The 21466-nt window shown below is 72.3% G+C and carries 20 protein-coding genes and 2 tRNA genes; 15 read left to right on the top strand and 7 right to left on the bottom strand.

From position 1 onward, the window contains the following. Positions 1-18: 18 nt before the first annotated feature. Positions 19-615: a histidine phosphatase family protein gene (locus ACFY2Z_RS15315; RefSeq protein WP_390744655.1), complete on the bottom strand. Its 597-nt coding sequence runs from the start codon at positions 613-615 to the stop codon at positions 19-21. A 190-nt stretch (positions 616-805) separates the two neighbouring features. Between ACFY2Z_RS15315 and ACFY2Z_RS15320 the strand changes: the two genes are divergently transcribed. The 7 genes from ACFY2Z_RS15320 to ACFY2Z_RS15350 all read left to right on the top strand — a co-directional run bounded on the left by ACFY2Z_RS15320 (position 806) and on the right by ACFY2Z_RS15350 (position 7185). Beyond that, entirely contained in the window at positions 806-1759 is a 954-nt protein-coding gene (locus ACFY2Z_RS15320; protein ID WP_390744656.1) for a phosphatase PAP2 family protein, read from the top strand. Further along, positions 1710-2855 carry a hypothetical protein gene (locus ACFY2Z_RS15325; RefSeq protein ID WP_390744657.1) on the top strand — a complete coding sequence of 382 codons (1146 nt, stop codon included), beginning with the start codon at positions 1710-1712 and terminating at the stop codon, positions 2853-2855. Before ACFY2Z_RS15320 ends, ACFY2Z_RS15325 begins: the two co-directional genes overlap by 50 nt. Continuing rightward, positions 2846-4480: a hypothetical protein gene (locus ACFY2Z_RS15330; RefSeq protein ID WP_390744658.1), complete on the top strand. Its 1635-nt coding sequence runs from the start codon at positions 2846-2848 to the stop codon at positions 4478-4480. The genes ACFY2Z_RS15325 and ACFY2Z_RS15330 overlap by 10 nt, the downstream gene beginning before the upstream one ends. Beyond that, entirely contained in the window at positions 4477-5829 is a 1353-nt protein-coding gene (locus ACFY2Z_RS15335) for an AAA domain-containing protein (RefSeq protein WP_390744659.1), read from the top strand. Before ACFY2Z_RS15330 ends, ACFY2Z_RS15335 begins: the two co-directional genes overlap by 4 nt. 187 nt (positions 5830-6016) lie before the next feature. Then, positions 6017-6382, top strand: coding sequence for a hypothetical protein (locus ACFY2Z_RS15340; protein ID WP_390744660.1), 366 nt, complete (start codon positions 6017-6019; stop codon positions 6380-6382). A 133-nt stretch (positions 6383-6515) separates the two neighbouring features. Continuing rightward, a complete protein-coding gene (locus ACFY2Z_RS15345) occupies positions 6516-7121 on the top strand; it encodes a bifunctional DNA primase/polymerase (protein ID WP_390744661.1) in 606 nt (201 codons plus the stop codon). Continuing rightward, positions 7112-7185, top strand: a tRNA-Lys gene (locus tag ACFY2Z_RS15350). Before ACFY2Z_RS15345 ends, ACFY2Z_RS15350 begins: the two co-directional genes overlap by 10 nt. A 121-nt stretch (positions 7186-7306) precedes the next feature. Here ACFY2Z_RS15350 and ACFY2Z_RS15355 read toward each other — a convergent pair. Continuing rightward, the gene (locus ACFY2Z_RS15355; RefSeq protein WP_390744662.1) at positions 7307-8593 is read right to left on the bottom strand and encodes a M6 family metalloprotease domain-containing protein; all 1287 of its coding nucleotides are present in this window, start codon (positions 8591-8593) and stop codon (positions 7307-7309) included. Between the two features lie 543 nt (positions 8594-9136). Here ACFY2Z_RS15355 and ACFY2Z_RS15360 point away from each other — a divergent pair. After that, on the top strand, positions 9137-11071 hold the full coding sequence (locus ACFY2Z_RS15360; protein ID WP_390744663.1) for a putative bifunctional diguanylate cyclase/phosphodiesterase: 1935 nt from the start codon (positions 9137-9139) through the stop codon (positions 11069-11071). A gap of 166 nt (positions 11072-11237) precedes the next feature. Here ACFY2Z_RS15360 and ACFY2Z_RS15365 read toward each other — a convergent pair whose 3' ends face one another. Together ACFY2Z_RS15365 and ACFY2Z_RS15370 are read right to left on the bottom strand one after the other, a co-directional pair. Beyond that, positions 11238-12320: an LLM class flavin-dependent oxidoreductase gene (locus tag ACFY2Z_RS15365; protein ID WP_390744664.1), complete on the bottom strand. Its 1083-nt coding sequence runs from the start codon at positions 12318-12320 to the stop codon at positions 11238-11240. Between the two features lie 104 nt (positions 12321-12424). Next, complete coding sequence (locus ACFY2Z_RS15370; RefSeq protein WP_390744665.1) at positions 12425-13186, bottom strand: decarboxylase; 762 nt, start codon at positions 13184-13186, stop codon at positions 12425-12427. A gap of 312 nt (positions 13187-13498) precedes the next feature. On the opposite strand from ACFY2Z_RS15370, the gene ACFY2Z_RS15375 reads away from it, so the two are divergent. The 7 genes from ACFY2Z_RS15375 to ACFY2Z_RS15405 all read left to right on the top strand — a co-directional run bounded on the left by ACFY2Z_RS15375 (position 13499) and on the right by ACFY2Z_RS15405 (position 18737). Continuing rightward, the gene (locus ACFY2Z_RS15375) at positions 13499-14461 is read left to right on the top strand and encodes a D-2-hydroxyacid dehydrogenase (protein WP_390744666.1); all 963 of its coding nucleotides are present in this window, start codon (positions 13499-13501) and stop codon (positions 14459-14461) included. Positions 14462-14548: 87 nt separating this feature from the next. Continuing rightward, positions 14549-15454 (top strand): ectoine/hydroxyectoine ABC transporter substrate-binding protein EhuB, encoded by a 906-nt coding sequence (ehuB, locus tag ACFY2Z_RS15380; RefSeq protein WP_390744667.1) that lies wholly within the window; start codon positions 14549-14551, stop codon positions 15452-15454. Next, positions 15451-16149, top strand: coding sequence for an ectoine/hydroxyectoine ABC transporter permease subunit EhuC (gene ehuC / locus ACFY2Z_RS15385; RefSeq protein WP_390744668.1), 699 nt, complete (start codon positions 15451-15453; stop codon positions 16147-16149). The genes ehuB and ehuC overlap by 4 nt, the downstream gene beginning before the upstream one ends. After that, positions 16146-16835 (top strand): ectoine/hydroxyectoine ABC transporter permease subunit EhuD, encoded by a 690-nt coding sequence (ehuD, locus tag ACFY2Z_RS15390; RefSeq protein ID WP_390744669.1) that lies wholly within the window; start codon positions 16146-16148, stop codon positions 16833-16835. The genes ehuC and ehuD overlap by 4 nt, the downstream gene beginning before the upstream one ends. Positions 16836-16845: 10 nt before the next feature. Beyond that, positions 16846-17622, top strand: a complete 777-nt coding sequence (ehuA, locus tag ACFY2Z_RS15395; protein ID WP_390744670.1) for an ectoine/hydroxyectoine ABC transporter ATP-binding protein EhuA — start codon at positions 16846-16848, stop codon at positions 17620-17622. A gap of 204 nt (positions 17623-17826) precedes the next feature. Beyond that, complete coding sequence (locus tag ACFY2Z_RS15400; RefSeq protein WP_390744671.1) at positions 17827-18585, top strand: IclR family transcriptional regulator; 759 nt, start codon at positions 17827-17829, stop codon at positions 18583-18585. A gap of 78 nt (positions 18586-18663) precedes the next feature. Next, a tRNA-Lys gene (locus tag ACFY2Z_RS15405) sits at positions 18664-18737 on the top strand. A 177-nt stretch (positions 18738-18914) separates the two neighbouring features. On the opposite strand, the gene ACFY2Z_RS15410 is transcribed toward ACFY2Z_RS15405, so the two are convergent. From ACFY2Z_RS15410 to ACFY2Z_RS15420, 3 genes are all read right to left on the bottom strand, one after another. Then, complete coding sequence (locus ACFY2Z_RS15410) at positions 18915-19382, bottom strand: DUF3592 domain-containing protein (protein ID WP_390744672.1); 468 nt, start codon at positions 19380-19382, stop codon at positions 18915-18917. 141 nt (positions 19383-19523) lie between these two features. After that, positions 19524-20147, bottom strand: coding sequence for a lytic polysaccharide monooxygenase (locus ACFY2Z_RS15415; RefSeq protein WP_390744673.1), 624 nt, complete (start codon positions 20145-20147; stop codon positions 19524-19526). A 120-nt stretch (positions 20148-20267) separates the two neighbouring features. Continuing rightward, on the bottom strand, positions 20268-21413 hold the full coding sequence (locus tag ACFY2Z_RS15420) for an SPFH domain-containing protein (RefSeq protein WP_390744674.1): 1146 nt from the start codon (positions 21411-21413) through the stop codon (positions 20268-20270). Positions 21414-21466 lie beyond the last annotated feature (53 nt).

Here is a 21466-nt window from a genome sequence, read left to right on the forward strand (position 1 = left end):
CGCGGCCGCCCGGCGGTTCTACACCGTCAGGTGGCCGCAGTCGTTCCAGGACTCGATCGCCGGCTCCCCGTACGCCCACCCCAGCACCGACAGGGACGTGGGGCTGAGCCTGATCCGCGCGGCGAAGTCCAGCGGCAGGCCCAGCCAGCGTGCCCCGATGGACCGCAGGATGTGACCGTGGGCGAAGACCAGGACGTCACGGTCCGCCGCGCGGGCCCAGGCGACGACCTCGTCCGCGCGCGCTGCGACCTCGGCGAGGCTCTCCCCCTCGGGGACGCCGTCGCGCCAGATCAGCCAGCCCGGCCGGATCGCCTGTATCTCGGCCGGCGTCATCCCCTCGTACGCCCCGTAGTCCCATTCCATCAGCGTGTCCCAGGCGCTCGCCCGCTCGCCGAACCCGGCCAGCTCGCACGTCTCACGCGCGCGTACCAGCGGACTCGTGCGCACCTCGACCTCCCGCAGCCCCTCGAAGGGCGCCCGGTGCAGCCGCTCACCCAGGAGCTTGGCGCCCCGCCGGCCCTCCTCAAGGAGCGGCACATCCGTCCTCCCGGTGTGCTTGCCGGACAGCGACCAAGCCGTCTGTCCGTGCCGGGCCAGCAGGATGCGCGGTGCCATGAGGGGCCTTTCCGGGAGAAATCAGCGAGGGGTCCCTCCATCATCTCCCACCCCGCTCCCGGGCAACCCGGGGGGCGATCCCTGCGTCTTTGAGGGCCGGGGGCGCCCCGCCGGGCCGCCCCCGGACGCCGTAAAGTGACACGGCCGGACGGCCGGGGGGCGGCCGCAGAGAAGGGGGAGGGCGAATCGGATGCCGCAGGCCGAGACACCAGGCGCCGGGGAGGCCCGCCCGGCCCGGCTGCGCTGGTGGACCGAGCTGCCCCTGATCCTCCTGGTGTACGCCTCGTACTCCGCGGGCCGGTTGCTCGCCCGGGGCGACGTCTCCGACGCCGTCGACCACGGTCTGGCGATCCTGCGCCTGGAGAAGCTGCTCCACATCAACGCCGAGCATCCGCTGAACCGTCTCTTCACCCGTGAGGCATGGCTCGGCATACCCGCCGACTTCTGGTACGCCTCGCTGCACTACCTGGTGACCCCCGTGATCCTGGTGTGGATGTTCAGGCGCCGCGCGGAGCACTACCGCGCGGTCCGCACCTGGCTGATGACGTCCACGTTCATCGGCCTGATCGGCTTCACGCTGCTGCCCACCTGCCCGCCCCGCCTGCTCTCCCCGGATCACGGTTTCGTCGACACCATGGCCCAGTACAGCTCCTACGGCTGGTGGGGCGGCGACGCGAGCGCGCCGCGGGGCCTGGGCGGCATGACCAACCAGTACGCGGCCATGCCCAGCCTGCACGTCGGCTGGGCGCTGTGGTGCGGAGTGATGCTGTGGCGCCACGGCCGCACCCGCTGGGCGAAGGCGGCGGGCGTCGCCTATCCGCTGCTGACCGCGCTCGTCGTGATGGGCACCGCGAACCACTACTTCCTCGACGCCGTCGCGGGCGTCGCCACCATGGGCGTCGGCCTCCTGCTCAGCAGGCCGCTGATGCGGGCCGTGAACACGGTCAGGACCCGGCTGCGGGCGCGGACCGCTCCCGTCACGGCTGTCCCAGGGGCCGCGGGTTCCCCGATTGTCAGTGCCGGATGCCAGACTTCGACGGGTGAGCGAATTCCCCGACAGCGCAACTCCCGCACCGGGCCGGAAGCCGAGCCGGGTGCCTCTCCCGCGGACGCGGGGGACGGCGCTCCGGCAGCAACTCGCTGACCTGCGCGGCGCTTCCGTACCGCCCAAGGCGCTCGACGCGCGCGCCCTCGCCGCGCTCGCCGCGAACCCCGGGTGCAGGCGGCGCGCGCTCCTGGACGGCGCGGGGGTGGACAAGGCGGCGCTGGCGGGTGCGCTCGGCGCGCCGTCGGGGTTCGGACAGTCGCAGTTCGCCTTCATGCGGGGCAACGCCTTCGAGGCCCGGGTCAAGGCGGACGGCGGCGCGGAGCTGCTCCGCCTGGTGCACGAGAAGCTGGACCCGGCCGCCGCGGCGCCGGACGGAGCCCTCGTCCCCGATCTCACCGCCGTCGGCCCGGAGGGCCGCACCGCCCGTACGGCGCTGGCGCTGCGCGAGGCCGTCGAGGCACGCGCCTGGACACTGCTCGACCACCCGATGCTCGTCCTGGACGTGGCGGGCTCCCCAGCGTTCCTGGAGCCGGACGCGGTGGTCGTCCACCCCGACGGCAGCTGGACCGTCGTGGAGATCAAGTCCTTCCCGCTGCTGGACGGTTCGGCGGACCCGGCGAAGGTCGGAGCCGCCGCACGCCAGGCCGCGGTCTACGTCCTGGCGCTGGAGGAGGTCGCCGCCCGCCTCGGCGCGGAGCCGGACGCCCCCGCGCCCGTGGTGCGCCACCGGATCCTCCTGGTGTGCCCCAAGGACTTCTCCAACCTGCCCGCCGCCTCCCCGGTCGACATCCGCAAGCAGCGCGCGGTCACCCGCCGCCAGCTGGCCCGTCTCACCAGGATCGAGGAGATCGCGGACGGCCTCCCCGAGGGCATGTGCCTCGCGCCCGACCTGCCCCAGGAGGAACTGGCGGCCGCCGTCGAGTCGGTCCCCGCGGCCTACGCGCCCGAGTGCCTGGCCGCCTGCGAGATGGCCTTCCACTGCCGTGCGCGTGCCCGCGCGGAGGGCGCCGTGACGTCCTACGGACGATCGCTGCGCGCCGACCTGGGCGGCCTCGCGACGGTGGACGACGTCCTCGCCGCCGCCCACGGGAGCGCCGGGGACCCGGACGACCCGGCGGTGGCGGCCCTGCGCCGGGCGGCACAGCTGCGTGCCGAGGCACTCGGGGCCCTGGAGGGCGCCGTATGTCGCTGATCGCCACCCTCGCCCGGCTGGAGGCCGTGCGGTCGGGGCACGCCCAGCCCGCCGCCACCGTCCGGCACCGGCACCTGTCCGACCGCCCCCTCGTCCTCGTGCCGCTCACCACCGCCGGTGAGGCCGGGGCACCGCTCGGCGCGCTCGTCGGCACCGACCGGGACACGCCCCGGCTGCTCGTCGTGCCCCAGCCGCGCGACCGCGACCTCAGGTTCGCGTTCCTCGCCGCCCTCGCCGACATCGTCCTGCCCTACGTCGACGGGTACGCCGAAGCGGTCGAGGCCGCCGAGCGCACCGAGACCGACTCCGAGACCGGCAAGCGGGTCAAGGTCGAGGTCGAGCTGTGCGCGGACGCCCCGCAGCTGATCGTGCCGAGCCGGTCGGGCATCGACTTCGTACGGCTGCTGGGGCGCTCCATGCGGTTCCGCCGCACCGCCGAGCAGGACCCGCAGACCCCGCATCCGGCGCCACCCCGGGTACCGCTCCTCGGCCGCTGGCTCACCCACTTCGGGGAGCGCGCCCGGGTGCCCGGCTCCGCGCTGCTGCTCGCCCTCACCGAGGTGCTGGCGCGGCACTGGACGACCGGGCAGTCGAGCCTGGAGGACCAGCATCTGGGCGCGCTGCTCGCCTGGATCGATCCGCCGGAGGGCACCTCGGGCGCGGAGGCGGCGCTGTGGGCCGAGCTGGCACGGGACGCGGAGGGCCAGCTGCTGTGCCCGCCGGCCGGACCCGCCACCGACCCGGCCTTCGACAACAAGCTGCTCGCCCCCGCCATCGAACGCTACGACCGCGCGCGGGCCCGGCTCGCCGCCGCCGAGGACGGTGTCGAGGCGGACGACCGGTTCGGGGAACTGTCCGCCGCAGAGGGGGAGATCCGGGCACTGGTGGAGAGCCGTACGCGGCCGACCTGGGACGCCGTGTGGCGCGGGCTCGATCTGCTGCGCACGCTGCCGGAGGGCGCCCACGCCGAGGAGCGGTGGACCCGCGACCGCTGGTCGTTCACCGGCCACCGGGACCGGGTGGTGGCCGGGGAGCCGCCCCAGCCGCGCCACGACGACGCGGTCACCGCGGCGAACAAGCTCGCCACGCGCGAGCGTGAACAGGCCCGGCTGGACGCCCAGGAGGCACTGGACGACCCGCTGGTGATGGCCGGGCGGCGGCTGGCCGGGGAGGCGTTCGCGGGCGAGGTCACGGATGTCGTGATGGCGTACAGCGAGGGCAAGCGCCCGAGCCCCCGCCCGCTGGTGACCGTACGGACCGAGGATCTGCCGCATCTGGGGGAGGGCGTGAAGGTGTACCGGTCACTGGGCGGAAAACCGCAGGCGGCCGAGTTCGTCGGCTACGAGGACGCGGGCGAGGGCGGCCGGCAACACGACGGGGACGGCGCGGAGAGCGCCCTCGTGGTGCTGCGCATCGTCGACAAGATGGGCCGCGGCAAGGAGCCGGAGGCCGGATCCGTGCCGGAGAAGGGCGACCGCGTCTGCTTCACGCTGTTCGAGCACGAGCAGCGTGGCGGGGCGAAGCTGCCCGAGCCGGAGGAGACACCCTGGACCCATGGCGGGCCGCCGGGCGAGGCCGACGCGACGCCCCGGCCGGACCCGGTGACCGAGGAGGACGTGCTGTGACCGTGTTCGCCCGGCCGGGCGGGGACCTCGACCCCGGGACAGCGGCCGCCCGGGCCACCGACGCGATCCTGCGGGACACCCTGCACGGCGCACACCGCGGGGTCGTCGTGGACTCGCCGCCGGGTGCCGGGAAGTCGACGCTCGTGGTGCGGGCCGCGCTCGAACTGGCGTCCGCGGGGCGCCCTTTGATGGTCATCGCACAGACCAACGCGCAGGTGGACGACCTGGTGCTGCGGCTGGCGGAGAAGGACCCGGACCTCCCGGTCGGCCGACTGCACAGCAGCGATCCGGACCCCTACGACAAGGCCCTCGACGACCTGCCGAACGTCCGCAAGTCGACGAAGGCGAAGGAGCTGGCGGGCCTGGACGTCGTCATCTCGACCGCCGCCAAGTGGGCGCACGTCAAGGACGTCGAGCCATGGCGGCACGCGATCGTCGACGAGGCGTACCAGATGCGCTCGGACGCGCTGCTGGCGGTGGCGGGGCTGTTCGAACGGGCGCTGTTCGTGGGCGACCCGGGCCAGCTGGACCCGTTCGCGATCGTGGGCGCGGAGCAGTGGGCCGGTCTGTCGTACGACCCCTCGGCGTCGGCCGTGACCACACTCCTGGCCCACAATCCCGAGCTGCCGCAGCACCGGCTGCCGGTGTCCTGGCGGCTGCCGGCGTCGGCGGCGCCACTGGTGTCGGACGCGTTCTATCCGTACACGCCGTTCCGCAGCGGTACGGGGCACGGGGACCGAAGGCTGGCGTTCGGGGTGCCCTCGGACGGCTCGGGTCCCGACCGGGTGATCGACGAGGCGGCCGAGAGCGGCTGGGGGCTCCTCGAACTCCCCGCCCGGCACACCCCCCGCACGGACCCGGAGGCGGTACGGGCGGTCGCGACGGTCGTACGACGGCTGCTGGACCGGGGCGGGGCGGCGGTCTCGGAGCGGGCGACGGAGCCGGCGCCGCTGACCGCGGACCGGATCGCCGTCGGCACCGCGCACCGCGATCAGGCGGCGGCGGTGCGCTCCGCGCTGGCGGAGCTCGGGGTGGCGGATGTGACGGTGGACACGGCCAACCGGCTCCAGGGCCGGGAGTTCGACGTGACGGTGGTGCTGCACCCGCTGTCGGGACGACCGGACGCCACGGCGTTCCATCTGGAGACCGGGCGGCTGTGCGTGCTGGCGTCCCGGCACCGGCACGCGTGCATCGTGGTGTGCCGGGCGGGAGTGACGGAACTGCTGGACGACCACCCCTCGACCGAGCCGGTGCAACTGGGGGTGACGGTGAAGTTCCCGGACGGCTGGGAGGCGAACCACGCGGTGCTGGCGCATCTGTCCGAGCACCGGGTGGCGTGGCGGCCCTGAGCACCCCGGGCCGAGAGGGGCGGGAACATCGCCGGGCCCGGCGGCCTTGAGAGGTCCGGAGCCGTGTGGCGCGCGGAGCACGGGCGGGCGCTTTCCGCTCGGTCCCGCGCTCTTGCGGCGCCGCGCGACAATGGACGGTGGCCCACCCGCGAGGGGAGCCATCCGAACCGTACGAGGAGGAGAAGACATGGCGGAGCCCACGCCGCGTCGGAACGAGCCGCGGCTACGCCCCGCGCCCCTGCTCTTCGAGCCCGAGGAGGCGGCCTCCGACCCGGAACACTTCTTCGACCTGGAGTCGATCGACGATCCGCGGGCGCTGCTCACGCGGGCGACCGAGCTGGCCCAGGCGTTCCGTGCGGCCACGGACCGCGCGGTGGAGTACCAGGCCATCGCCGCCGCCCAGCTCGCCGATCCGCGCCGTTTCGACCGGCTGACCCCGGCGGACATCGCCGAGCGGGCGGAGTGGACCGAGGACTACGCGAAGAAGATGGTGGAGTTCGGGCAGGACCTGCTGCGGGGCGCCGAGTCGAGCGGCCCCGAGAGCCTGGGCTGAGCGTCCGCCGCACCACTCGACCGAATGATCTTCTGGCATATGCGGCGGCACGATACTCCGCCCGGGCCTTTGGTGTACCGGTTTTCCACAACTCTCGGAGACGGACCGCTCACGCCCGGTACATCTGACTGTCATGAGCAGTCGAGCGCCGTTCACCGAGCCGTTCCGCCCCACCTCGGAGGGGGCCGCGTGGCTCGCCTCCGCAGGAACGTATCCGCGTAGTACGGCGGCGTACTGGGCGGAGCGGCCCACCGCCCCGGTCGTGCTGCCCTGCGGCACCGCGTTCGACGTGGTGAGCGCCCCCGCGATCTTCGGGCGGCGGATGCTCGACCGGCTCTGGGGCGAGGGGCCGGGCTCCGGGCCGGTCGCCGAGCACCGGGGGCGCATGCTGCTGTTCACGGCGCCGGGCACGGCCCGGCGGCTGCCGGCGCTGCTGGACTGGGAGGAGTGGGGCGGTCGCACCCCGGTGGTGCCGCCGCTGCTGTGCCATGGCCCCGGGGACGCCGTCACCGTGCCCGCGAGCAGCCCCACCACCCCTGAGGCCGGCCCCGGCAGCCGCTCCGAGTCCCGCTGGCTCGTCGCACCCGACACCCGTCGTCCCTGGCTTCCCGGACCGGAAGTCGTCCTGTGGGCGGCGGTCCGGGCGGCCCGGGCGGCCGCCTCCTCTGCCGTACGGATATCGATTTTTCCTCCCGCCGACCAGGGTGCTAATGTCTACGACGTCAGCAGGCGCCGCTAGCTCAGTTGGTTAGAGCAGCTGACTCTTAATCAGCGGGTCCGGGGTTCGAGTCCCTGGCGGCGCACGATGGCGATGGCGAGTCGTGTTCGCGGAAAGCGCGAACCGGCTCGCCATCGCTGTGTTCCGCGCGGCCTCGCCGCGCCCAGTGGGGGCTCCGCCACCCACACCCCCACACCACGTCATGGTCACTGCCGAGTGATCCGTACCGTCCACGCCCCCGTGGGCGTGCGGTCCTCCACCTCCACCCGCACGTCGTCGCCGGGCACCGTGAAGCTCTCCCCCACGTCCACGGGGGCGTCCGCCAGGGCCGGGTACACCGAGGTGTTCCAGCAGGCCGAGGAGTGCGGATGGGCGTCGAGGACCTCGATCGGGCCGCCGCCGGACGCCGTGTCGCCGTGGACGCGGTAGACGAGGACCCCCTGGGCGCAGGTCGCACTGTCGTTCCCCGTGGCATCGCGCGCCTCCAGGGCGAGCACACTGTCGGGCCCGGTGCGCACGACCGCCAGTTTGGTGCCGCGCCCGGACCCGAACGCCTGCACTCCGGGCCCGAGGGGCCGCTCCCGCTCCCTCCCGGAGTCCGCGGGCGAACCCGCGTTCACCGCCACCTCCGGCACTCCCTGCTCTCCCGCCCCCAGCGGCTCAAGCGTCAACCGGGTGCTCCCCCTGCCCCGCACACACACCACCTGGCGGTCGTCCAGCCAGCCCAGCTTCCACTTGTGCCAGGCGAAGAGATCCGGGGCGAGGCCGAACTGGCTGCCCATGAGGTCCCAGTCGCCGACGTAGGTGTCCCAGTCGCCCTTGCCGTCCACCGGCCGGTGGTAGAGGTCGGGCAGATCGAAGACATGCCCGGTCTCATGGGCGAGCACCAGCCGGTCCGGCGGATGCTTCTCGAAGACCGTGACCACCCGGCGCACATCCGTGCCGTCGGCCTGCAACGGGGTCTCCAGATTGACCACCTTCGTGGCGTCCGAGTCGATGCCGGGCGCGTCCGGGTCGGCCACGAAGTACACGACGTCGTACCGCGAGAAGTCGACCTCCTTGTCGGCCGCGGCGAGCGCGTCGTGCAGATACGCGCTCCGGTGATCGGGGTCCCAGTCACGCTGTACGCCGTACGAGACAGAGGGGTGGGGCATCCGGATCCAGTGGTCCAGCGGATGCGGCCGCACCGTGAACCGGCCGTAGGAGGCGCGGCCGAAGAAGCGACTGGTGGCCGGGAAGTAGTCCGAGGTCAGCTCGGCCGGCGTGGTCGTCGGCACGGAGTCCGGGAAGGACAGGAAGATCAGGACCGCGTCCAGCGGCCGGGTGGGCCGCGTGTAGGCGGTGTTCCAGGTGTCGATGCCCTCCGAGTGGTGCGCTTCGCTCCGGGTGAGTTCGCAGGGCGCGTCGAGGGAGCCGAAGAGCGCGGGGCCCGTGACGAGGGAGGTCGCGACCAGCGCCGTCATCGAGGTGGCCGCGGCAACGGTCCGACGCACGACGAAAGGCGTCCGCCCGCGGGCGCGTGGCCACGGAGCCTCGTGGCTGAACCCCCTGCTGGGGAGCGGACGCGGCACGTCGACCTCCGGGTGCGATTCAGGCAAGTACGCACCCAGCCTTGTCCTACTTGTATTACTACGTCCTGTTTGTCTGCCCCAGAAGGGTGAGAGGCCGTCAGTCGGGGGAAAGGCCAGGAGGGAAACCGCGACGGCCGGGGGGAGGGGCAGTGCGGGCGGGAGCACACACCGGCGCACAAGCGCCGAGGGGGCGGCCGACATGGGCTGACACCCCGAATACTCACGGAACGTCACAGTCGAAGGCGGCCTGATGGACCGGGGCAAGGTGCGAGCAGAAACGATCTGTCAGACCATGTGCTCGTTCCGGGAGACTGGACAGCGGCTGGAAGGCCCCTGTAGCAGCCTCTATGATCGGCACACTTTCCTGCACGAACACGGCCTGTGCGGCCGCACCCCGAGCGGCCGTCTACCCCGACGAGACCCACGAGATCCGTACGTAGAACGAGTGCACTGCGGGAGCGAGCGATGAGCGGAATGTCCGAAGGGCAGGCGCCCGCGACAGACCTCGTCGGCCCGGCCGTCACAGAGAGTCACGAGAGCACGCCATCCGGTACGCCTGAACCACCGCCCCTCCTCGGGGCGTATCCGCTACCGCCTCCCGCGGACGCGCTGCCGCAACCGGGCGCCGCCGCCTCCCCGCAGTCCGCCTCCCCACCGTCCCCCCGCCCGCGATCCCCCTCCTTCGGCGCCGTGTTCGCCGCCGCGCCGCACGCCATGGCGGTCGTCGACCGGGAGGGCCTGGTGGTCACCGCCAACGACACGCTGGGCGAGCTGCTCGGCACCGGCACCGACGGGCTGCCCGGCAAGGTCGCCGCCGACCTGCTCGATCTGTCCTCCGACGCCCGCACCTGGCACGCGTACCGCGAGGTGCTCCGCGGCCGTCAGGCCCGGCTGCGCTGTGCGCGCCGCCTCAAGCACCCCGACGGGCACTCGCTCTGGGTGCAGGTGACCGTCACCCCGCTGCCCGAGACCGAGCGGGCCGTCCTGCTCTCGGTCTCCGACATCAGCGCCCGTCGGGAACTGCAGTCCCGGCTGCGCCACTTGCAGATGCACGACCCGATGACCCGGCTGCCCAACCGGACGCTGTTCTTCGAACGCCTGTCTGCCGCACTGGAGGCCGAGTCGTACGAGGAGAGCGGGACCGGCCGGATCGGGCTGTGCTACCTCGATCTCGACGGCTTCAAGGCGGTCAACGACACCCTCGGCCATCGCGTCGGCGACCGGCTGCTCGCGGCCGTCGCCGAGCGTCTGACGCACTGCGCGGACGAGGCGGGCCACAACCGGGCCACCACTCCCCTGGTGGCCCGGCTCGGCGGCGACGAGTTCGCCCTGCTCGTCGAGGACTCGACGGGCACCGACCAACTCGCCGAGCTGGCCGAGTCGGTGCTCAAGGCGCTCCAGGCGCCGTTCGACCTGGCCGGGCAGCGGTTGTCGGTCTCGGCGTCCATCGGTGTGGTGGAGCGGCACGCGGCCGGGACCACGGCGACGGGTCTGATGCAGGCGGCCGACACGACGCTGTACTGGGCGAAGGCCGACGGGAAGTCCCGCTGGACCCTCTTCGACCCCGAGCGCAACGCCCACCGCATGACCCGCCAGGCCCTGTCCTCCGGTCTGCGCCCCGCCATCGAGCGGGGCGAGTTCGCCCTGGAGTACCAGCCTCTCGTGGGCATGGAGGACGGACGGGTGCGTGGCGTGGAGGCGCTGGTGCGCTGGCACCACCCGCAGTTCGGCACACTGACGCCGAATCGGTTCATCGGACTGGCGGAGGAGGACGGCTCGATCGTGCAGCTCGGGCGCTGGGTGCTGAAGACCGCCTGCCTCCAGGCCCGCCGCTGGCAGCTGGAGCGCCCCGACGAGCCGCCGATCTTCGTCAGTGTGAATGTGGCGGTGCGCCAGGTCTGGGACTCCGACCTGGTGGCGGACGTGGCCGGAACCCTCTCGGAGACCGGACTCGCCCCCCGTCTGCTGCAGTTGGAGCTGACCGAGTCCGCGGTCATGGGCTCGGCCGGCCGACCGCTCCAGGCGCTCCAGGCGCTCAGCGACATGGGGGTGCGCATCGCCATCGACGACTTCGGCACCGGCTACTCGAACCTCGCCTATCTCAGCCGGCTGCCGGTGTCCGTGCTGAAGCTGGACGGTTCGTTCGTCCGCGGATTCCAGTACGAGGGCTCGGACGCCCACCACCCCAACCCCGCCGACGAGGTCGTCGTCGAGGCCATGATCCGGCTCGCCCACCGGCTGGGGCTGACGGTCACCGCGGAGTGCGTGGAGACCTCGGCGCAGGCCACCCGGCTGCGCCGGATCGGCTGTGACACCGGGCAGGGCTGGCTGTACTCGCGGCCCGTGCCGCCCGACCGCATCTCGGAGCTGGTGGAGGCGGAGGCCTGCGGCCATTCCTGAGCGTGGCGGGGGGGGGGGCCCCGGGGGCCGCCCCCCCCCCCCCCCCCGGGGGGGCGGCGGCCCCCCCCCCCCCCCCCCCCCCCGGGCGGGGGGGGGGGGGGGGGGGCCGCCGCCCCCCCGGGGGGGGGGGGGGGGGCGGCCCCCGGGGCCCCCCCCCCCGCCACGCTCAGGAGACCGGCAACCCGTAGGCGTCCGCGATCAGTTCGTACGAGTGCACGCGCAGCTCACCCGTGTGGGCGTGCGAGGTGATCATCAACTCGTCGGCGCCGGTGCGCTTCTGAAGGTCGTCGAGGCCGGCCCGCACCTCGTCCGCGGTGCCGTGGACGACGTTGGCGGACCAGGTCTGGATGAACTCCTCCTCCATCGGGCTGAGCGTGAGTGTCTCGGCCTCCGCCGGGTCGGGGAACAGACCGGGCCGGCCGGTGCGCAGCCGCACCATGTTCAGGGCACCCGCCCGCACCTGACGGCGGGCCTCCTTCTCCTCGTCGGTGGCGAGCGCGCTGACGCCGATCAGGGCGTAGGGGGCGTCGAGGACCTCGGAGGGGCGGAAGGACTCGCGGTACAGGTCCAGCGCCGGGATGGTGTTCTGCGCCGAGAAGTGGTGGGCGAAGGCGAAGGGCAGTCCGAGCATGCCGGACAGCCGGGCGCTGAAGCCGGAGGAGCCCAGCAGCCAGATCGGCGGCCGGTGCGGGGACTGGACGCCGCCCGGGGTGGTGGCCTGGACCGGGCCCGGGATCGCGTGGATCCGGGCGTAGGGGTGGCCGTCCGGGAAGTCGTCGTCAAGGAAGCGGGTCAGCTCGGCGAGCTGTTGGGGGAAGTCGTCGGCGCCCTCGTTCAACCGGTCGGTGCGGCGCAGGGCGGCGGCGGTTGCGCCGTCGGTGCCCGGGGCGCGGCCGAGGCCGAGGTCGACCCGCCCGGGGGCCATGGCCTCCAGCGTGCCGAACTGCTCCGCGATGACCAGCGGGGCGTGGTTGGGCAGCATCACGCCGCCGGAGCCGAGCCGGATGCGCTCGGTGTGGGCGGCGAGGTGGGCGAGGATGACCGCGGGCGAGGAGGAGGCGACGCCCGGCATGGAGTGGTGTTCGGCGACCCAGTAGCGGTGGAAGCCGCGGGACTCCGCGAGGCGGGAGAGGGCGACGCTGGTGCGCAAGGCGTCGGAGGCGGTACTGCCCGCTCCGACCGTGACCAGGTCCAGTACCGAGAGGGGGACGGGGGCGGTGCCCTGCGCCGTGCCTCGGATCTCGTCCACCGGGGTGCCTCCTGTGTTGTACGTGGCGTCTCCTCAGCCGGAACAGGAGGCAGTCCCCGGTTATTCCCGCCGGACGCGTCCGCCGGCCCGGCCGCCCCGCCCCGTCACACCTGGACGATCGGTTCCTTGGTGAACAGCGAACCAAGGGCCGGCGCGTTCACCCGGCGGTCCACCAGGCGCAGCGCCTCCCACATCGTGACCTGGTTCGCGGTGAGGACCGGCTTGCTCAGCCCCTTCTCCAGCTCCGGGAGATACGCGGCCGTGTGCAGGGCGGTGTCGGGGAGCAATACCGCCTGGGCGTCGGGGTGATCACCCTCGCGGGCCAGCGTCAGCACCTGGGCCGCGCCCCAGGTGCTCACCTCGTCCGGGGCGGCGCCCACCCCGTGCACCGACACCACCTCCAGGCCCCCGGCCCGCAGGAACCCCGCGAACAGCTCCGCCAGGGTGTCCGGGTAGGCCGCCGCGACCGCCACCCGTCGTACCCCGATCTCCTGCGCCGCGTGCACGAACGCGAAGGAGGTGCAGGAGGCCGGCATCCCGGCGGCGAGCGCCAGGGCGCGCACCTGCTCATGGGCGCCCTCCCAGCCATGGGCGAAGCTGCCGCCGGCGCACGCCCACACCACCGTCTCGGCGCCCGCGAGCCGCAGCTCGTCGACACCGGCCGCGAGCCGCCTCGGTACGCCGCTCTCCGGCCGCTCGGCCGCCGCAGGGAGGGCGCCCCGGCGCAGGGCCTCCCTCAGCTGCGCCTCCTCGGCGTCGTCGGTGTGCACGAGGTCCGCCCGGATGTCGCTGCCCAGCAACTGCTCCATGCGTGGATAGTCGTCCTCGGCGTAGTGGCCCGGGTAGAGGAATCCGAGTGCGGTCATGCCCAACCTTCCTGTTCTTCCGGCGGTACGGGTCCCGGTCCGCCGCCTCCTTCGGCGTGGTCCGAGACGGGCCCATGACCCGGGTACCCAGGTGACGCGGGGCCGTCCCCTCCCTCACCCGGATGGCCGAGAGGCGCCGGGTCGCGCGCGGCCTCCGGGGCCGGTGCCGAGGCCCCGGACGGCCGTACCGGACGGTGTGTCCCGACCCTGTTGACGGCGCCGGGATCGGGTGCGACCGTGGTCAATCCGCGCATGTCAGACGCCGGACCGGCCGTTGGGCCGGCCGCCGCCGAAGGGAGAAACGGCTCCCGTATGACCCCTTCCCCGCCCGGCCGCCCCACCCTGCTCGTGCTGGACGCCGAACCCCTTCCCCGGCTCGGCCGGCTCACCGGGCGGGCGCGGATCGAACACGCGGACGCCGCCACGCTGGCCGAACGGCTGCCGGGCGCCGATGTGCTGCTGGTCTGGGACTTCCCCACGGACGCGGTGCGCGAGGTCTGGCCCGGCGAGGGCCCCCGGCCGCGCTGGTTGCACACGGCGAGCACGGCGGTGGACCATCTGATGTGCCCCGAACTCACCGCGTCCGACACCGTGGTGACCAATGCGCGCGGGATCTTCGAGCAGCCGGTGGCCGAGTACGTGGCCGGGCTCGTCCTCGCGCTGGCCAAGGACCTGCCCCGCACCTGGGATCTGCAACGGGACCGGGAGTGGCGGCCGCGCGCGGTCACCCGGATCGCGGGCACGCGCGCGTGCGTGGTCGGCTCCGGGCCGGTCGGGCGCGCGATAGCCCGTACGCTCAAGTCACTCGATGTCACGACGTCGATCGTGGGCCGCGTCCCGCTCACCGGAATCCACGGTCCCGCCGATCTCGACCGGATGCTCGCCCGCGCCGACTGGGTGATCGCGGCGGCGCCGCTCACCGACCGGACGTTCGGCATGTTCGACACCCGCCGTTTCGGGGTGATGCAGCCCTCCGCGCGCTTCATCAACGTCGGGCATGGCGCGCTGGTGGACGAGGAGGCGCTCGTCGCCGCACTGTCGAAGCGCTGGATCGCCGGGGCGGCCCTGGATGTCCTCCGGCAGGAACCGCTCCCTGCGGACAGCCCGTTGTGGCGGGTCCCGGGCCTGCTGCTGTCCCCGCGGATGAGCGGCAACACGGTCGGTCTGCACGACGAACTGGGCCGCCAGTTCGTGGAGTTGTACACACGCTGGGAAGCCCGCAAGCCGCTGCTGAACGTGGTCGACAAGCGACGCGGTTACGTACCCGGCCACTGAGCCGCTCAGCCGCGGCCGGCACGGCCGGCCTCACGCCGAAAGAAATCGGCCTGAATACCTGGCGTGGTGCGGGGTAGCCGCGCGCCCATGGCCGCACCACGGACGCATCACACAGGGAAACCGGTATCCACCAGACGGTCGCTGCTCGCCGGCCTCGCCGCGTTCGGCGCGCTGGGCGCCGTCGGCTGCAGCCGAGTGGCCGAGGCGTCGAACAGCCGCGGCGGGGATCTGCTCGGCCGGCTCAGGGCCCAGGGCGTCGTCCGCCTCGGTATCGCAGGCGAGATCCCCTTCGGCTATATCGACAAGGACGGCAAGCTCACCGGCGAGGCCCCTGAGCTGGCAAAAGTCGTCTTCCGCCGGCTGGGGGTGGATCGGGTCCAGCCCGTACCGACCGAGTTCGGCTCGCTCATACCCGGGCTCAACTCACAGCAGTTCGACGTCGTCTCCGCCGGGATGTACGTCACTCCGGACCGCTGCCAGCAGGTCGTCTTCGCCGACCCCGACTACCAGATGCTCGACTCCTTCATCGTGCGCAAAGGCAACCCCAAGGGTTTGCACGACTACCGGGACGTCGTCGAGAAGAAGGCGAAACTCGCCACCGGCACGGGATACGCGGAGATCCAGTACGCGGTGGAGGCCGGCTACAAGGAGAGCGACCTCCTCATCGTGCCGGACCAGGTCGCGGGTCTGAACGCGGTGGAGGCGGGCCGCGTCGACGTGTTCGCCGGTACCGCCCTGACCACGCGCGCGGTCGTCAAGAAGTCCCGTACGGCCGAGTCCACGAAGCCCTTCGCGCCGCTGGTGAAGGGAAAACCGCACGTCGACGGCGGCGCGTTCGCCTTCCGGCGCACCGAGACCGCGCTGCGGGACGCCTTCAACGCCGAGCTGAAGAAGATGCGGGCCAACGGCGAACTCTTCCGCGTTCTACGGCCGTTCGGCTTCACCCGGGCCGAGATGACGGACATGACCGCGAAGGAGCTGTGCCGCGGATGACCACGGGCCTGTGGGAACTCGTACTGAAGGGTGTCTGGACCACGATCCAGCTCCTCGTGCTCGGCGCCCTGCTCGCGACGGCCGTCGCCTTCGCCGTCGGCATCGCCCGCACCCATCGCCGATGGGTCGTGCGCTTCGTCGCCGGCTTCTACACCGAGGTGTTCCGCGGCACCTCCGCCCTGATCATGATCTTCTGGGTGTTCTTCGTGCTGCCGCTCGCCTTCGGCTGGCAGCTGGTGCCGTTGTGGGCGGGCACCCTCGCCCTGGGCCTGACCTACGGGGCCTACGGCGCCGAGATCGTGCGCGGCGCCTTGAACTCCGTCGACCCGGCGCAGCGGGAGGGCGGCGTCGCGCTGAGCTTCACCCCCTGGCAGCGCATGCGCAAGATCCTGCTGCCGCAGGCGGTGCCGGAGATGATCCCGCCGTTCAGCAATCTGCTGGTGGAGCTGCTCAAGGGCACCGCGCTGGTCTCCGTGATGGGCATGGGTGACCTGGCGTTCAGCGGCAACCTGGTGCGGCTCGCACTCCAGGAGAGTGCGCAGATCTACGCGTACGTCCTGGTCATCTACTTCGTGATCGCCTTCCTGCTCACCCGGCTGATGCGGAGCCTGGAGCGCCGGCTCAAGGCCGGGGTGGGCAAGGCGCCACAGCCCGAAGTCTCCGTTCCGCAGCCCGTCGGAGGTGGTGTCTCGTGACCTGGGACTGGGGCGCCGTCCGCGCCTTCATGCCGCACTTCTGGGACGGCCTGCTGGTCACCCTGGAGGCACTGGCGCTCGGCTCGCTGATCGCGTTCGCCCTCGGTCTGGTGTGGGCGCTGCTGATGCGCACGCCGAGCATGGGGGTCCCCCCTGCTCGAGCGAAGTCGAGAGCTTGGGGGTGGGCGACCTGGCCGGTGGGGATCGTGACCGAGTTCATCCGCGACACCCCGCTGCTGGTGCAGCTGTTCTTCCTCTTCTACGTGCTGCCCGAGTGGGGGCTCGCCTTCTCCGCGCTGACCACCGGTGTCGTCGCGATCGGCCTGCACTACTCGACGTACACGATGCAGGTCTACCGGGCCGGCATCGACGCCGTGCCCGCCGGTCAGTGGGAGGCGGCCACCGCGCTGAGCCTGCCGCCGGTGCGCACCTGGACGGCGGTGATCCTGCCGCAGGCGATCCGCCGGGTCGTGCCCGCGCTCGGCAACTACGTCATCGCGATGCTCAAGGACACACCGATGCTGATGACGATCACCGTCCTCGACATGCTCGGCGAGGCGCGGCTCTTCTCCCAGCAGCACTTCCAGTTCACCGAGCCACTCACCGTCATCGGGGTGGCCTTCGTCCTGATCTCCTACCCCGCCTCTCTCCTCCTGCGAGCCCTGGAGCGCCGTCTTGTCCGCTGACACCCCCCTCATGAAGGAACCCGACGCCCGCGCCGGCCAGCCGCCGGCGACCGGCGAGCTGATCCGCTTCGACAAGGTCACCAAGCGCTTCGGCCGCCACACGGTCCTCGACGGACTCGACTTCTCGGTCGAGGCGGGCCGGCACGTCACGCTGATCGGCCCCTCCGGCTCCGGCAAGACCACGATCCTGCGGCTGCTGATGACCCTGGCCCAGCCCGACGAGGGCACGATCACGGTCGGCGGGCAGCGGCTGTTCCCGGCCGGTGAGAAGCAGGTCCGGGAGATCCGCAAGAACATAGGAATGGTCTTCCAGCAGTTCAATCTGTTCCCGAACATGAAGGTGCTGCGCAACGTCACCGAGGCGCCGGTCGCCGTCCTCGGGCTGTCGAAGGACGAGGCGGAGCAGCGGGCGCGGGAGCTGCTGGACCTGGTGGGGCTCGGCGACCACCTCGACAAGTACCCGAGCCAGCTCTCCGGGGGCCAGCAGCAGCGCGTCGCGATCGCCCGGGCGCTGGCGATGCGCCCGCAGGTGCTGCTGCTCGACGAGGTGACGTCGGCGCTCGACCCGGAGCTGGTCGCCGGGGTCCTCGACGTCCTGCGGGACATCGCGCACACCACGGACATCACCATGCTCTGCGTGACCCACGAGATGAACTTCGCGCGGGACATCTCGGACCGCATCCTCATGTTCGATTCCGGCCATGTCGTCGAGGCGGGTACCCCGGAGAAGATCTTCAGCGCACCCGAGCACACTCGCACGCGGGAGTTCCTCAGCGCAGTGCTCTGACTACAGGAAGTGAACATGTCGATCGGGTCGGGCCGGGTCGATCGGGGCATGACCTTGACATATGCCAGAGTGGCGCGTTCCTGCTGAGCGGGCCGGAGTCGGCCAGAGAGTTCGTCAACACCCGCCCCCTGGGGTGCCCTTGAGCCGTATCGTGGAGTCAGCCAAGCTGTCCCGAGAATGGCCCAAAAAGCGCAGGGGGAGACCGTGGCGCTGACCCATGAGCCGACCGCTCCGTACCACTCGGCCCAGGACGCGCTGCGCGTTCTGGAGACGGTGGCGCGGCACTCCACCGGTGTCACCGACGCCGTACTGGCCCGCCTGACCGGCCTGGGCACCCAGCGACTGACCCCCCTGCTGCGGATGCTGCGCCGGGAGGGGTACGTCGAGCAGACCGCCGACGGCGCGTACGTCACCGGCGCCGCCCTCAGCCGGCTGGGCTCGGCCCAGAGCCATGAGGAGGCGCTGCGGGAGAAGCTCCAGCAGATCCTGGACGAGCTGCGCGACTCGGTGGGCGCCGCGGTCTACATCAGCCGGTACATCGACGGCGAGGTGCGGGTCACCCAGTGCGCCGAGGGCCCGGCGACGCCCGCGGTGCACGAGTGGGTGGACTTCCGCTCCTCGGCGCACGCGAGCGCCGTCGGCAAGAGCCTGCTCGGGCAGCTCGACGTCAACGGCCGGCGGGACCACCTCGCCCGGCACAAGATGGCCCGGCTCACCTCGCGGACGATCACCAACGAGCGGCAACTGCTGTCCCGCCTCGACGCCCATCCGCCGACGGTCCCGGTCCTCGACCTCCAGGAGTACGCGGTGGGCACGGTCTGCGCGGCCGTCCCGATCACCGCGGGCTCCTCGGTCGGCTGTCTGGCGCTGTCCCTGCCGGTGGAGCACGCGCACCGGCTGCGGCAGGCGGCGGACCGGCTGAACAAGGGGGCGGCCCCGGTGCTGCTCTCCCTGGCGATCTGAAGGTGGTCACGACCACCCCCAGGGACCAGGTAGTATTTCTTTTGTCGCCGGACGCGAGAGCGAAAAGCGACGGAGTCTGCGCCGCTAGCTCAGTTGGTTAGAGCAGCTGACTCTTAATCAGCGGGTCCGGGGTTCGAGTCCCTGGCGGCGCACGTTTGACGATGGCGAGTCGTGTTCGCGGAAAGCGCGAACGGACTCGCCGTCGTTGTTTCTGCGCGGCTTCGCCGCGCGTTGTGGGGGACCACGCCACCCCGTCCTCCCGGAACCGAGTTCGCGCACCGCTCCGACCGGCCCGCATCGCCGCGCTGTCGACGCCTTTGCCGACCGACCTACGGCATGCCCGCGAACGGGACGTCCTCGGCGACTGCGTGGTACGTGGCCATGAAGCCGATGCAGAACGCGACGATCACCGAGAGGAAGACGAGGGTCCCCACCGTGCCCGCCAGGGTCCTGCCCCGGGCCGGGGCGTGGGCCGTCGCGCGTTCGGGATGGGCCTGAGTGTAGTGGACGGGGACGATGTCACCCTCGAGCGTCGTCCGCGAGCCGCCCCTCTCCTCGAAGCGGACGGTGCGGCCCTCGCGGGTCGTGAACTCGTAGACGTGATGCAGCGTGGTGGAGACGGCGGTGTCACCGTGGCCGCCGCTGGTCGTCGTGTACGTCCGCAGACAGCGCGCCTCGGCGGTGAGGCCGCTGTTCCAGTTGCTCCTCAGCTGAAGCGCGCTGCGGACCACACGCGCCGCCATGGTGAGCGCCCCGGCCATGATCAGGCCCGGCATCGCGTAGAAGATGAAGTCCATGTTTCCCCCGAGTCCGGTACGGCTCCACGCACGCCGTCATGGTCATGTCGACGTGCGTGGAACGTACCCGCCCGGATCGCCGGGGCTCCTCAAGCCAGGCTCAGAAATATCCCCCGGCACGGACTCGGGACGGGGCGGTGCTCAGAACGTGACATCCGCGCACGAGTAGAACGCGTTGCCCGTGTCCGCGATCGTCCACACGCCGAGGATGACGTGGTGTCCGCTCAGCCCGGTCGGCAGGGTGCCGGTGTGGGTGAGCGTGGACGGCGGGCGCTGACCGTTGTACGGGACCGTCAGGAACGGGGTGGTGTTGAGATCCGCCCTGGTCAGGGCGTGGTTCTGGTTCCAGCCCGGTTTGGTGACGTAGTACCTGAAGTCGGTCGTCGCGTGCGATGCCGTGAACTGCCAGCGGAAGGTGTAGCTCTGTCCGCCGGTCACCCTGGTCGTCGGCCACGCCGCGCCGGAGGGCGTCCTCGGCTGGTCGAGCGCGCCGAAGTCGGTGTGGTTCGCCGAGCAGATCCGCCCGTCGTCGGGCCCCGCCGCCGGGAAGCCCTTGGGGCCCTCGACGCTCTGCGGTTCCCACTGGATGTCGCCGCAGCCGGAGACGATGCCGCCGTTCGCGGCGCACATCTTCTGTCGGCTGAGGGGCTGGTCGGTGTAGCCGTGAGCGCTGGCGCCACCGGTGGAGAGCACGAACGAACCCGCGGTGGCGAGGCCGACCGCGGCCACGTACCACTTCGCCCTTCTGGTCGTACGGATGCGCATGCTGCCGCTCCTAAGGATGTGGGGAGTTCCTCGAGCCGTGCGCGCGCTTTCAGGTCTAGACCAAGTTCCAGATTATGGCGGTGAGTTGTACATGTCCATCCCCGTCCCGGTGCCGGTTCCTCACCCCCCGTCGGCCGTGCGTCCCGTGTAGAACGCGACCGTCAGGTCCTTCACCAGCGCCTTGCGTTCGTAGTCGTCGAGTTCCACCAGACCCCGCGTGGTCAGCCGGGTCACCGTGTCCTCCACCGAGTCCACGACCGTGCTGAGCACCGTGTCCCGGTGCTCGGCGTCGAGCGCGGCGATACGGCGGCGCTGCAGCCGCTCGGCGACCTCGGGCGCGTACTCGATCCGGGTCGGCTGCGCCGCGAACACCTCCAGCCCGGCCGGTTCCGCCTCCGCCGCCACCAGCCGGGTCAGCGCGTCACCGATCGCCTCGACATTGCGCAGACTCACCACGTCCTTGGTCGCGGACGACTCCACCGGCACCTGCGGCACCACCCGCGCCAGTGCCGACTCCACGCACTCCCGCAGATAGGTCTGGTGGTCGTCGATGCCGAGCACGGCGCGCGCGGTGTCCTTCACCCGCCAGGTCACCAGGACGACCACCCGAAGAGCGACCCCGTTGGCGTCGACCGTGGGGATCGGCTCGCTGCGCCAGTGCCGCAGCCGGACATCGGCACGGTGACGCACCACCAGCGGGTTCACCCACATCAGGCCGGTGCGCCGGGCCGTGCCCCGGTAGCTGCCGAACACGCGGAGCACCCAGGCGTATCCCGCGCGCCCGCGCATGAGCCCGCTGAAGCCCAGCAGACCGAGCGCCCCCGCGCCGACGTACGCCGCCAACTGCGCGGGCCCGAGTCCCGCGTTTGCGCTCGCCGGAAGCTCCAGCACCCGCATCGCGGCCGGCGAGAGAACACCCGCCCACCACGACACGACCCCGCAGCCCGTCAAGCCGCCGAGCCCGGCCAGCACGCCCACCGACCCGGGCAGCACCCAGGCCGGCCGCTCGGCCAGCTCGGGATCGGCGACCGGCGACCGCCGCGCCGGCTCGACGGGCGGGCGCACACACGGCTGTTCACCGGTGCCGAGCCGGCGCCCCACCACGGTGGGCGCGACCGGCAGGGACGCCGGTTCGGGGGCGTTCCGGAACAGCAGATGAACCGGGATCTCGGTGGTCGACTCGCCATGGATGAGCCGGGCCGACGAGGTGCCGGGGTCGAGCGGCACCCCCTCGGGCTCCGGGACCGGCGATGACGTCGTGTTCATAGGTGCCTCCACCCTCCGCGCCAGGAGGTCTCGTACCGGGATGCTTCGCACAG

Origin of the sequence: Streptomyces sp. NPDC001222, from assembly GCF_042896945.1 — a bacterium.
GTDB classification, from domain to species: Bacteria; Actinomycetota; Actinomycetes; order Streptomycetales; family Streptomycetaceae; genus Streptomyces; species Streptomyces gibsoniae.